The organism is uncultured Ferrimonas sp. (assembly GCF_947489035.1).
GTDB lineage: Bacteria > Pseudomonadota > Gammaproteobacteria > Enterobacterales > Shewanellaceae > Ferrimonas.
This window is the reverse complement of sequence record NZ_CANLCI010000001.1, coordinates 129,760-142,027: the sequence shown is the minus strand read 5'-3', so window position 1 is coordinate 142,027 and position 12,268 is coordinate 129,760. Positions and strand designations below refer to the sequence as shown.

The following is a 12,268-nucleotide window of genomic DNA, read 5'->3' as shown; positions in this document are numbered from 1 at the left end:
GGGTATTGGCAGTGTAATTTAGCTACTGACGGGGAAATGTGATCTGAGACAGGTTATTGCGGCGGATTGAGAATTTAAAAATGCTCAAAAAGATCGAATTGTGATCTGGGTTGCTGGTCGCCACTTGCGACTGTTTCCGCTGGTGAAAACAAGTCTGTTGAGCAACTACGCAAGCCTTTGTAGAAAATAGGAAAACAAATTACTAATCGGGGACTTAATTCGCTGTCAAAATGCTTTTTTTAAAAAGAAACGTGATAACGGTCAAAACGCGAAAGGTGTTCTGCCCGTAAAATTCGCCCCATCAAAAGATTTAGCAATTTGTTATTGCGGGAACAAATTGTTGCTACGCGAATATAAAGAGGATAAGCGATGAGCAAGCAAAGTAATCTGTGGGCACAACCAAAATCAAAGTGGCTGCTGGGCATTCCAGTAGGCGCATTCTTGGCCTTGGTTATGGGTGTGGTTGGCACCGTTGGTTTTAACACCGTGATTCACGCCACCAGCAGTGAAGCATTCTGTACTAACTGTCACGTACCGGGTTACGCGGCGGAAGAGTTCCAGCTGTCTGTGCACGGCACGAACGCCACTGGCTACAAAGTCGCTTGTGCCGACTGTCACGTACCAAAAGATTTCATGGGCAAAATGTGGCGTAAAATTACCGCCATGCGTGAGGTTTACTGGCAGGTTCAGGGCGATTACAACACCCCTGAAGGCTACCAAGCTCACAAGAAAGAGATGCAGAAAAACATCATCGAAGGTTTCCGTGCGAACGATTCTAAGGCATGTCGTAACTGTCACGACGTGAACCAGATGAACTTCAAGAAGCAGAAGAAGATGGCTGCTAAAATGCACCAGCGCATGGACAAGATGAAGAAAACTTGTATCGATTGCCACAAAGGCAAAATCGCGCACAAGAAAGCGAAATAAACGAACTTAATTCGGTTACAAAAAACGCCCTGACCATATTGGTTAGGGCGTTTTTTTATGCTCAATGATTGAGAATGGTTTGCATACTCATTTGTAGGTATACAAATTTAGATCTAGGTCAGAGTTTTTCATTATTCAGTCCGTATACTAACGGTAAATGAAAGTAATTAACATTTAGCCTTTTGGTTAGGGAAAAGAAAATGACCTTGTCAGAGATGAAAAACGGCCAACAAGCCAACATCGTTGCATTGGACGTTAGCGGGTTAGATACCGGTTTGCTTATTAAGTTAACGGCCATGGGGTTTGTTGCGGGTTCCGCGGTTGAAGTGATCCGCCGTGCGCCGTTAGGGCGTGGCATTCAACTGAAACTGCGCGGCAGCGATCTGTGTTTAACTCCCTCCCTAGCCAGCCGTGTCAAGGTAGCGTAGCGCCATGAAAAATTTTGTAGTTGTAGGAAATCCAAACTCCGGTAAATCCACCTTATTCAATTTGCTCACCGGCGATAACGCGCGGGTAGGCAACTGGGCTGGGGTAACGGTTGCGGCCCGTCAGTCAACGCTAGAACTTGGCGCGAAAACGGTAAATTTGATTGATCTGCCCGGCCTGTACGAATTGGGTGCGGCGAATGGCCCAGAAGATGAAGCGGTATCACGCCAAGCGCTGCTTGGCCGCGATTACGACGGCATCATCAACGTGGTTGATGCCACTCAGCTTGAACGCCACCTTTACTTAACGGTACAGCTGCGCGAGCTGGGCATTCCGATGATCATTTTGCTCAACAAGTGGGACAGCGCCCGCGAGCAAAACTTGAACATCGACACCGACGAAGTGGCGCGCCAATTTGGCTGCCCCGTGTTTGGGATTTCAGCCCGCACCGGTAAGTGCCGTGATTACACCATCAATGCCATCACCCAATTGAGCGGCATGGGTGAGCAGAACTGGCAGATGGATTACGGCATCGAGCTGGAATCGTTGTTGGAACAGCAGCAAGGCGGTCGCGTTGAATCGATGATCGCATTGGTGAATGGCGAGCAAGCCGCGCAGCATCTGCAGCAGGTGTCCGCCGCCCGTTTTGGTTTCATCGAATCGGTATTGGCGCAGGCGCAAAAGCCAACCGCCCAAAGCAGCAACTTCACTGAGCAGGTTGATAAGCTGGTACTGCATCCTGTGCTGGGGCTGCCAGTGTTCCTGCTGATGATGTACCTCACCTTTATGTTTGCCATCCACATGGGCGCGGCCTTTATCGATTGGTTCGACATCATGGCGGGCACCCTCTTTGTGGATGGCACCGCGTTGGCGCTGGAGTCCATCGGCGCACCAGATCTGCTGGTGGGGTTGCTGTCTAACGGCGTCGGTGCAGGCATTCAGACCGTAGCGACCTTCGTTCCGGTCGTGGCCTTTATGTTCATCGCCCTGGGCGTGTTGGAAACCTCTGGCTACTTAGCTCGTGCCGCCTTTGTGGTGGAAGGACTGATGAACCGCATGGGTTTGCCCGGCAAAGCGTTCGTACCGCTGATTGTGGGCTTTGGCTGTAACGTACCGGCAGTTACTGCCACCCGTACCTTGGATCATAAGCGCCAGCGTATTATGGCGTCGATGATGGCCCCCTTTATGTCTTGCGGTGCTCGCTTGCCGGTGTACGCCTTGTTTGCGGCGGCGTTTTTCCCAGAATCGGGGCAAAACTTGGTGTTTGTGCTTTACATCGTTGGGGTACTGGCCGCGGTCTTAACTGGGTTGTTCCTGCGTTTCTCACTGCTGCCAGGCTCGGCAGGCATGTCAGTAATGGAGATGCCAAGCTACGAGATGCCGAAGTTTAAAATGATCATGAGCCGCACTTGGATGCGCACCCGCCAATTTGTTGTGGGTGCCGGTAAAGTGATTGTGATCATGGTGACCTGCTTAAGCTTCGCCAACACCTTGGGCGCCGATGGCAGCATTGGTAATGAAGACAGCGACAACTCGCTGTTGGCCATTGCCGCGCAGCAAGTCACCCCAGTGTTCGGCCCTATGGGCGTACAAGATGACAACTGGGAAGCCACCGTCGGCATCATCACCGGGATCTTCGCTAAAGAAGCGGTGGTGGGTACCTTGAACAGCCTCTACACCCCAAGCAACGAGGAAGAGGGCGGTGAATGGGATCTGTACGGTGCCTTTGTTGAAGCCAACTACACCATTCCAGACAACATGCTGGGCATCGACTTGCGCGATCCGCTGGGCATGAACATCGGTGACGTATCCGATATGGCCGTGGCCGCTGAAGAGCTGGAAGTGGAAGTGGCCAGCTTACGCAACTTGCAAGCGGGCTTTGTCTCAAGCACCGCCGCCGTGGCTTACTTGCTGTTTATCTTGCTGTACACCCCATGTGCGGCCGTGTTGGGTGCCATTGCCGGTGAGCTGGGCAGCCGCTGGGCGGTATTCTCAGGGGTTTGGACACTGGTTATTGCGTATTCAGTGGCAACCGCCTACTACCAGCTGGTGACCTTCGGCATCGCAGGCGCTTACTGCTTGGTGCCGATCACCGCGGTATTCGTTATCGGCTTTGTGTTGATGCGCCGCATGGGCAAAACCGAGCGCGAAGGCGCCGGCGACATTGCCATTGTGGTGAAGTGATTTGTTAAGCAAATCGATGCGTCAGCGTTAACATATCAGCGGCAGCCTTAGGGCTGCCGCTGTTGTTTTGCCAGCCAGATCACGCGACTGGCCTAGGGGCTGAATTGGCCGTAAAAACTGGCGTAATTGGGGTTGCTCCGCCACAGTTGAACGGTAGAATTGGCGCCGCGGCGTGGCCATTGGCAACGCCGCCAACGGCGTAAACCACGCACCACGGAAGGTCTCTCAGGCGTTTTTCCTGAAGCACGACAAAGGATGTTAGCAACCGCAAGGTTGCTTTTTTATGGATCTTTTTTGTGAGTAGAGCAATGACCAAACCATCCTCTTTGTGGCAACGGCCAACGGCACGCTGGCGCCTTGGCCTTCCGATCGGTGCGCTGCTGATGGTGGTGATTGGCGTGCTGGCTACCGTTGGTTTTAATGGTGTCATGCAGGCCACCAGCAGCAATGAGTTTTGCAGCTCCTGCCATGGTCCTGCCGCCTTTGCCGCCGAAGAGTGGCCCCAGCACACCCATTTCACCAGTGCCTCTGGGGTTAAGGTGCAGTGCGCCGACTGCCATGTGTCGAAGCAATTTCTGCCAAAGATGTGGCGCAAAGTGCAGGGGATGAAAGAGGTGTACCATTATGCCGTGGGCACCTACGACAGCCGTGAAAAATTTGAGCTGCATCGCCTCGATATGGCTAAAAAGGTCTGGGCTGAAATGAAAGCCACTGATTCCGCCACCTGCCGCAGCTGCCACAACTATCAGCGCATGGATTTTACCAAGCAGTCGGCCAAAGCCCAGTTGTGGCATCCCAGCATCGCCGAGAAAGGCTTAACCTGCATCGACTGCCACAAATACTTAGCCCACGATCGGGTGGCCACCGAACTGCAATAAGCGCGCTGCCCAAGAAATGATTAAACCGACGACCAACCCAGCGTCGGTTTTTCTTTGCCTATATTTTCAACTAGGCTAGGTCAATTCTTGTGAGTAAATGGGAGCGTATATGGCAGATCCAGAACGTGGATTATGGGCAAAACCAACCGCATGGTGGCGCTTTGGTATTCCAGTGGGCGGAATACTGGCGTTGGCGCTTGGTGCACTAGGCTGGATCGGTTTTGACGCCTCACTGCACTGGAGCAGCAGCGATCAGTTCTGTACTTCGTGCCACAATTCCCCATCGAAATGGGTTGAGGCCGAGTGGCACCAAAGCAGCCACTTTAACAACGCCTCTGGGGTGGGTGCCGGTTGTGCCGATTGCCATATTCCGCAAGAGTTCTTCCCTAAGCTGTGGGTTAAAGGCACCAGCGCCATGCACCACGTCACCACCCAGTTGCTTGGGGACTACCAAACGAAAGACGATTTTGAGGCCCAGCGCTTGATGCTGGCGCAGCGGGTGTGGCAGCAGATGGAGAAAACCGACTCGCGCGAATGTCGCCACTGTCACCAAGTTGAAGCGATGAATGCCAGCGCCCAAAGCAGCGATGCCGCCCAGTACCACCAAGTGCTGATGGAGCAAGATGGCCCCACCTGCATCGACTGTCACAAAGGGATCGCCCACCAATTGCCACAGGGTTGGTGAAGATCTAGCCGCCAAGCCGACAGCCCCCGCAAAACAACGCGCCGCGTGGTTGCCACTGCGGGGCGTTTATCGCATCATACCGCCTTTGTTTTAAAGAAATTAACTGTCGAGGAAGCGCATGAGCCAGCCGGACACCGAAGTACGTCCCAGCAACTTTATCCGTAACATTATTGATGAAGATCTGGCCACTGGTAAGCACACCAGCGTGCACACCCGTTTTCCGCCTGAGCCGAACGGTTACCTGCACATTGGCCACGCCAAATCCATCTGCCTGAACTTTGGCATCGCCAACGATTATCAAGGCAAGTGCAACCTGCGTTTTGACGACACCAACCCAGTTAAAGAAGACATCGAGTACGTTAACTCCATTAAGCAGGACGTACAGTGGTTAGGCTTTGAGTGGAACGGTGACGTTCAATACTCATCGAACTACTTCGATCAGTTGCACGGTTACGCCGTTGAACTGATTGAAAAAGGGTTGGCGTACGTTTGTGAGCTGAGCCCAGATGAGATCCGCGAATACCGTGGGCCATTAAACGCGCCGGGCAAAAACAGCCCATACCGCGAGCGCAGCGTTGAGGAAAACCTGGCGCTGTTCGCCAAAATGAAGAACGGCGATTTTGCCGAAGGCACCGCGTGTTTGCGCGCCAAAATCGACATGGCCTCGTCGTTCATCGTATTGCGCGATCCGGTGATCTACCGCATTAAGTTTGCCGATCACCACCAGACCGGCGACAAGTGGTGCATCTACCCGATGTACGATTTCACCCACTGCATCAGTGATGCGCTGGAAGGGATCACCCACTCGCTGTGTACCTTGGAATTCCAAGACAACCGCCGTTTGTACGATTGGGTACTGGATAACCTCAGCATCGGTTGCCACCCACGTCAGTACGAATTCAGCCGTCTGAATCTTGAATTCACCATGATGTCGAAGCGTAAGCTGAACCAACTGGTGGTTGATCAGCACGTATCCGGTTGGGACGATCCACGCATGCCAACCATCTCTGGCTTGCGCCGTCGTGGTTACACCTCGGGCTCTGTGCGCGAGTTCTGTAAGCGCATCGGTGTAACCAAAATGGATAACACCGTTGAGATGGGCATGTTGGAAGCCTGTATCCGTGACGATCTCAACCAAAACGCGCCGCGCGCGATGGCGGTATTGGATCCGATCAAACTGGTACTGGAAAACTACCCAGCCGAGCAGGTGGAAACCTTAAACGTAAGCAACCACCCAGCCGATGAATCGATGGGCAGCCGTGAAGTTCCGTTCTCTGGTGAACTGTACATCGAAGCGGAAGATTTCCGCGAAGAGGCCAACAAGAAGTTCAAGCGCTTGGTTATCGGTAAAAAGGTACGTTTGCGTGGCGCTTACGTGATCACCGCCGAGCGTTGCGACAAAGACGCCGACGGCAACGTAACCACCGTGTACTGCAGCGTCGATACCGACACCCTGGGCACCGATCCGGCGGATGGGGTTAAGCCAAAGGGCGTGATCCACTGGGTATCGGCTGCACACGCGCAAGACGCGGAAGTGCGTTTGTACGATCGTCTGTTCAACGTGCCAAACCCGAACGGTGCCGAGCTGGAAGAAACCTTGAACCCAGAGTCGCTGACCGTGGTTCACGCCAAGGTTGAGCCTTCATTGGTTAAGGCCGAAGCGGAAAAAGCGTTTCAGTTTGAGCGCATGGGCTACTTCTGTGCCGATAACAAAGACTCCAGCGCCGACAAACTGGTGTTTAACCGCACCGTGGGTCTGCGTGACTCTTGGGCCAAAATCTCTGGCTAAGGGTTAACTTAATGCTGCGGCTCCTACGGCGTTAAGCCAGCGCAGACAAGTTAAGCCAATGAAAACGGCGCCTACGGGCGCCGTTTTTGCGTTTGCACCACGGTAAACGGCTCTGGCTGGGCGGCAAAGCGCCGGCTTGCTCGGCAACGCGGATCAAACCGCGTTTGCGCCGGACTGACGTGCGGAGCCGCGGCCTTAACATCAGCCAATAACTTGATTCCCCTCAAGTGTTACGCCAGTTGTGCCCTCGCGCATGGCCGGAAGCGCCGGCTGCTTCAGCACCATCCGTTAACTCTACGACACAAAGCAGCGTCTTCATGGCCGTGGCAAACTGCGCCGTGGTAATGACTTATTCCATGGTGCGGCGTGAGGTGGCGCACAGTTTTTGCGGCTGGCCTGATAGACGCTATTGCAAATGAGAATAATTGTTAATATCGTGCCGTTAAAGCTGCATAAATGATGCAGCATCTTTTTTCCAAGTAAGGGTATGTCGTGAAAAAGACCGCGTTAAGTTTGGCCATTTCAGCCGCTGTATTTGCCTCTGTTGCCACTGCAGCGCCACAGGTGCAGGTGTTGGATAAGACCCACCAACCAGCGGGCAACTTTTTGGCTTACACCGAATTTGAACTGTCTGGTGAGCCATTGGCTGAAGGCTTAGGTTTGGATCTGGACGTACTTGATGCGAACCAAGCGAACGCGCCAACGGCGTTTGACTTTGCTGCTGGTATCGAAGCGTACGAATACTCTGAAGAGGCGATGTACGCCCTGAACTACCAGTCGAAGATGGGCCCACACATTGTGAATGGCCCAACCAACCAAGCCCGTGGCGGCAAGATGGCCGACTTTGGTCAGCGCGTAATTGCGATGGCGGATGCGGTTGGCTTCCCGGCCAGCGAGATCCCACTGAACATGTACCCAATCTCCATGCCGTACATGTCTGGCACCCCAGAATTTGGCCAAGCGGTTGATACCACTACCGTTAATGGCGAACAGCTAGAGATCACCACCGCCAAGGGCAACAGCAGCACCGTGCAAGCTGTGGTACCAGCGTACTTCCGTGACTACAAGTCACTGGCGTGGGATCAAAGCACGTTTGATAAAACCTTCAACCCAGCCAGCAGTGGCGGCATCATGCTCAAAGAAGTGATGTGGTCACAGGATTTCTTGGGCGGCATGCACGTCACCAAATCCGATGAAGAGGTGGAAGCGCAGTCCAGCAAGATGGATCAAGATGGCGTGCACAGCTTAGGCGTATCCGCCGCGGACGGTTTCAACGGCATGCTGTTGACCGAAATGACCATCGACAAACTGCGGATCATGCAGGAACAACTGGGTTACAACGGCAAGCAGCTGGGCGTTAAATTTGGCCCAGACTACAACGCCGCCAAAGCCCCAATCTGGTTTGCCCATCAAGTGGCCGTAACCGAAGCGGAGCAAAATGGCGTTAAAGCGATTGCTGGCCTGAAAGTGACGGATGGCAAATCAACGCTGCACGACACCTGGATGACCCTGTGGCCTGTGGCTGAATTCTTTGCCTACAGCGACCAACGTGTTGCCAACAGTGGCCAGAACCCAGCGTTCTTGGCCGTGTTTGACGGCGCCCCATTTGCGGCGGCACCCAAAGCCAACGTCGATGGCAACAACAGCAACGACGTGATCGCCACTGACGGCTTCTCTTTAGCCAGCAACGTCGGCAACCTGCTGTTCCAAAACATGGCGGCCCTGCACTTTAATGCAGAGCAAGGCACCTTCGTAACCGAATACCACGCGGGCAAGCAAGGCAAGCAGGTTAACACCTACGATGCGGCTTACTCTTTGGTGGCGTTGTCTATCTACCAGCGTGCTAAAGATGCATTGCCAGTAGGTTACGCTTCCGCGGAAGGCGGCGACGTAAACCTGCACACCGAACAAGGTAAGCAGGCACTGGCGATGATCACCGCGCAGGCGGACTTCATCATCAACAACCTGATCGGCAGCAATGGCTTGGTTGCCGACGGCATCATGCTGGGCAGCAAGGCAGACAAAGGCCAATCATTGGACGCCCAATTTGCTACTATCCGCGGCTTGGTTGCGGCGTTCCTAGCAACCGAAGACGCCAAGTACAAGCAGGCAGCACGCCAGCTGTACCTCGCCGTTGAAAAGCAGATGTACGACAAAGGCATTGATACTTGGGCGGCGAAGCCTGGCCAAGCAACCGTGCATACCCCGTACACCGCAGCAGCAATCTCTGGCGGCCTGCGTGAAGCGATTCTGCACCTGAAAAACCAAGAAGGCGAAAACGAGCCAGCACTGGAACTGTCGATGCTGACTCAGCGCTACGTAAGCTGGTTCCGCGGTGTGATTAACGGCGGCATGCAGTTGGCTGAATGGATGGGCGATTCCGGCGAGAACCAACTCAAAGGCAACGACTCCACCGACACCGACCAAGATGGCGTACATCAGGTGATTGCCGCTGGCGGCAAGCACGGCACCGCCATGACCATGGCGGCCAAAGTAAGCGTTAAGTAACCACAACATTGTGGGATAGCAAAGGCAGCGATGAGAGTCGCTGCCTTTTGCCGTTTAAAAACTGAAACCAACATCACTGACAGACAGTGGATTTTGTGCTGGCAAAGGTGGCACCTATGCAAAAAGACGCAGTTATCGGGCAGCAACGCCCAGTTAAAACCTTGAGCTTTCGTTCCGAAGGCTGGTGGGATCGGTTGGCTTTTCATCATCAAACCGCAGAGTGGCTGCTGTACCTGATGTTTGTCAGTGGAGTGGTGCTGTGGCAACCCCTGAGCTTGCCGTGGCAGGCACAAAACCTGCTGCTGTTGCTGCACATGGTGTTGGGCGCCACGGTGTTTACCGTGGTGATGGGCGGCTTTTGGCTGTCGCATCGGCGCTTGCTAACCCAAAGTGATAAGCCCTTTTTGCGCCATACCGGCCGGATCAGCGAATGGCTGCTGTTGCTTTGTTGCGGCAGCGGCTTTGTGCTGTTTTTCTACGGTGTGCCCGGCGACGCCTTGGGCAACCTGATGCAAGACATTCATTTCTACAGTTCGTGGCTGCTGGTACCGCTGGTATTACGGCATGCGTTGCGCTGGACCGTATTGCGGTTGCTGCGCCCAAGTTCAACTCAGTAATTTTTAAGGCCAATTACGTTATGTTCGCGAGTTTTTTGATCACCCTGCGCGAAGGGCTAGAAGCCTTTTTGCTGGTGGGGATTGCCCTTTCTTATTTGGCTAAGCTGAATGCGCGCCATTACAACAAATACATCTATGGCGGCGTGGCCGTGGGCTTGGTGTTGTCGCTGGCTGTCGCGGTCGTGTTTCAGGTGGTGGTGGATCAGTTCAGTAACGAACTGTATCGCAACTACTTGATGGCGGGCATTTTGCTGTTTGCCACCGTGGTGCTGACCTACATGGCGGTGTGGATGCAAAAGCAGGCCAAAAGCCAAGTGGCGCAAGTGCAGCAAGAGATCACCTCGATGGTGTCGAGTGGCAACTTACTGGGGTTGGTGATGTTGTCCCTGCTGGCGATTTTGCGCGAAGGCTTTGAAACCATCTTGTTCTTTTCTGCCTTGATGTACTCCAGCATGGGCGAATTCAGCACCCAAGATGCGGTGATCGGCGCCGTGGCGGGCTTAGTGCTGGCCTATGCGATGGTGTGGGCGATGCTGCGCAGCACCCGCCAAGTGCCGTTGCGTGCCTTCTTCCGCTGGACCAGCCTGCTGATCATCATCATTGCCGCGGGTCTGCTCTCTAGCGCGGTTAACATGTTGCAAGCGGCCGAGCTGATCCCAGTGTTGTACCCACAGGTGTTCGATATCTCCCATATCCTTGATGATCGCGGCGTGTTCGGCACCTTCTTGCGGGCGTTGTTTGGTTATAACTCGTCGCCAGGGCTGCTGCAGTTGGCCACATGGGCGCTGTATTTAGGTGGCTTTACTTACCTGTGGAACCGGAGCTACAACAAAGCATGAACACAGAACAACATGTGGTGATCTTAGGCGCAGGCCCAGCGGGCTTGATGGCGGCGTGGGAACTCAACGAAGCGGGCTTCAAAGTTACGGTGTTAGAGAAAGAGTCTTACGCCGGCGGCATGTGCGCCACCCAAACCTTCCAAGGAGAGAAGGGCGAATACCGCTTTGATTATGGCGGCCACCGCTTCATCACCAAAAACCCCAAGCTGTTGACGTTTGTTGACCGCTTGATGGGCGATGAACTGCTGTTTGCCCAGCGCAAAAGCGTGATCCGCTATCGTGGCCGTATTTATCAGTACCCGTTGGCGGCGCTGGATCTGCTGCGTAATGCACCCTGGTCGCTGCTGATCGGCGGCGGCATTGACTTGGCAAAGCAGCTGTTTAAAGCCAAGCCGCAACAGCGTTCTCAAGTCAGCTTTGCCCAGTGGATTGAAAGCCGCTTTGGCACCACCTTGTATAAGCACTTTTTTGAAGGCTATACCGCCAAATTGTGGGGCATTGATCCCAAAAACTTGTCTGGGGATTGGGCGTCGCAGCGGATCAGCCTGTTGGATCTAAAAGACGTGGCCAAACGATTGCTGCCGGGCAAGCGTTCCGCGGTGCGAACTTACGCGCGCCAATATCGCTACCCGAAATGGGGCTTTGGCCAGCTGTACACCAAACTGGCGCAGCAACTGCAACAGCAAGGGGTTGAGCTGGTGTTTAATGCCAACGTAACCGAACTGGTGCAGGGCGATGGCGCCATTGCGGCGGTGGGGTATCGTGATGGCAATGGCGAGCATCAAATCCACTGCGATCAGTTGATTTCCACCATGCCGCTGCCAGACATGTGCCGCATGACCGACTTCGACAGCGGCTTAAGTTTCCGTTCGTTGCGGTTTATGAATATGCCGATGGCCACCCAAGATATCTCGGACAACACATGGCAATACCTGTCGGATCCCGAGATCTTAGGCACCCGTTTGCAAGAACCCAAACGCCGCTCTGAATTTATGGCCCCCGCGGGGGAAACCTCGGTGATGGTGGAGATCCCTTGCGATAAAGGCGACGCGATCTGGACCATGGACAGCGCCAAGTTGCAGCGGCGAGTGCTGCAAGATTTGGCCACTCTTGGGGTGGATCCCAAGTTTGCCAGTGCCGAGCACTTTAGCAGTTACACCGAACACGCCTACCCACTGATGGACATGAGCTATCAAGCCAAGCGCGAAGCGGCCATCCGTCACTTAGCCCAGTTTGAGAATCTGATCATGACTGGCCGCCAAGGCACCTTCCGCTACATCTTCACCGACACCGCGATGGAGATGGGGATGATGGCCGCGCAATCGTTGATTGATGGTAAGGATCGTCGCCGCGAGATCTTTGATTATCGAAATGAAAGCACCGTGATTGAAGTACAAAGCGTCGCCTAAGGCGCA

The 12,268-nt window shown here is 54.0% G+C and carries 10 protein-coding genes; all 10 read left to right on the top strand.

All coding sequences use genetic code 11. The features are described 5' to 3' along the window. Positions 1-369: 369 nt before the first annotated feature. The 10 genes from Q0796_RS00600 (at position 370) to Q0796_RS00555 (ending at position 12,262) form a co-directional block, all read left to right on the top strand. Positions 370-927 (top strand): NapC/NirT family cytochrome c, encoded by a 558-nt coding sequence (locus Q0796_RS00600; RefSeq protein WP_298439178.1) that lies wholly within the window; start codon positions 370-372, stop codon positions 925-927. A gap of 200 nt (positions 928-1,127) precedes the next feature. Then, positions 1,128-1,355 (top strand): FeoA family protein, encoded by a 228-nt coding sequence (locus Q0796_RS00595; RefSeq protein ID WP_298439176.1) that lies wholly within the window; start codon positions 1,128-1,130, stop codon positions 1,353-1,355. 4 nt (positions 1,356-1,359) lie between these two features. After that, positions 1,360-3,537: a ferrous iron transport protein B gene (gene feoB / locus Q0796_RS00590; RefSeq protein WP_298439175.1), complete on the top strand. Its 2,178-nt coding sequence runs from the start codon at positions 1,360-1,362 to the stop codon at positions 3,535-3,537. Positions 3,538-3,845: 308 nt separating this feature from the next. Next, positions 3,846-4,415 carry a NapC/NirT family cytochrome c gene (locus Q0796_RS00585; RefSeq protein ID WP_298439173.1) on the top strand — a complete coding sequence of 190 codons (570 nt, stop codon included), beginning with the start codon at positions 3,846-3,848 and terminating at the stop codon, positions 4,413-4,415. 109 nt (positions 4,416-4,524) lie between these two features. Further along, a complete protein-coding gene (locus Q0796_RS00580; RefSeq protein ID WP_298439171.1) occupies positions 4,525-5,100 on the top strand; it encodes a NapC/NirT family cytochrome c in 576 nt (191 codons plus the stop codon). A gap of 118 nt (positions 5,101-5,218) precedes the next feature. Next, positions 5,219-6,889 carry a glutamine--tRNA ligase gene (gene glnS / locus Q0796_RS00575; protein WP_298439169.1) on the top strand — a complete coding sequence of 557 codons (1,671 nt, stop codon included), beginning with the start codon at positions 5,219-5,221 and terminating at the stop codon, positions 6,887-6,889. A 492-nt stretch (positions 6,890-7,381) separates the two neighbouring features. Next, positions 7,382-9,397, top strand: a complete 2,016-nt coding sequence (locus tag Q0796_RS00570) for a hypothetical protein (RefSeq protein WP_298439167.1) — start codon at positions 7,382-7,384, stop codon at positions 9,395-9,397. A 116-nt stretch (positions 9,398-9,513) separates the two neighbouring features. Beyond that, the gene (locus tag Q0796_RS00565; RefSeq protein ID WP_298439165.1) at positions 9,514-10,014 is read left to right on the top strand and encodes a hypothetical protein; all 501 of its coding nucleotides are present in this window, start codon (positions 9,514-9,516) and stop codon (positions 10,012-10,014) included. A 20-nt stretch (positions 10,015-10,034) separates the two neighbouring features. Next, entirely contained in the window at positions 10,035-10,853 is an 819-nt protein-coding gene (locus tag Q0796_RS00560; protein WP_298439163.1) for an FTR1 family protein, read from the top strand. Further along, a complete protein-coding gene (locus Q0796_RS00555) occupies positions 10,850-12,262 on the top strand; it encodes an FAD-dependent oxidoreductase (RefSeq protein WP_298439161.1) in 1,413 nt (470 codons plus the stop codon). The genes Q0796_RS00560 and Q0796_RS00555 overlap by 4 nt, the downstream gene beginning before the upstream one ends. Positions 12,263-12,268 lie beyond the last annotated feature (6 nt).

Excerpts from the sequence above, each read along its gene's own strand:
- Q0796_RS00600 (WP_298439178.1), top strand. The coding sequence starts at position 370 with ATGAGCAAGCAAAGTAATCTGTGGGCACAACCAAAATCAAAGTGGCTG.
- Q0796_RS00595 (WP_298439176.1), top strand. The coding sequence starts at position 1,128 with ATGACCTTGTCAGAGATGAAAAACGGCCAACAAGCCAACATCGTTGCA.
- feoB (WP_298439175.1), top strand. The coding sequence starts at position 1,360 with ATGAAAAATTTTGTAGTTGTAGGAAATCCAAACTCCGGTAAATCCACC.
- Q0796_RS00585 (WP_298439173.1), top strand. The coding sequence starts at position 3,846 with ATGACCAAACCATCCTCTTTGTGGCAACGGCCAACGGCACGCTGGCGC.
- Q0796_RS00580 (WP_298439171.1), top strand. The coding sequence starts at position 4,525 with ATGGCAGATCCAGAACGTGGATTATGGGCAAAACCAACCGCATGGTGG.
- glnS (WP_298439169.1), top strand. The coding sequence starts at position 5,219 with ATGAGCCAGCCGGACACCGAAGTACGTCCCAGCAACTTTATCCGTAAC.
- Q0796_RS00565 (WP_298439165.1), top strand. The coding sequence starts at position 9,514 with ATGCAAAAAGACGCAGTTATCGGGCAGCAACGCCCAGTTAAAACCTTG.
- Q0796_RS00560 (WP_298439163.1), top strand. The coding sequence starts at position 10,035 with ATGTTCGCGAGTTTTTTGATCACCCTGCGCGAAGGGCTAGAAGCCTTT.
- Q0796_RS00555 (WP_298439161.1), top strand. The coding sequence starts at position 10,850 with ATGAACACAGAACAACATGTGGTGATCTTAGGCGCAGGCCCAGCGGGC.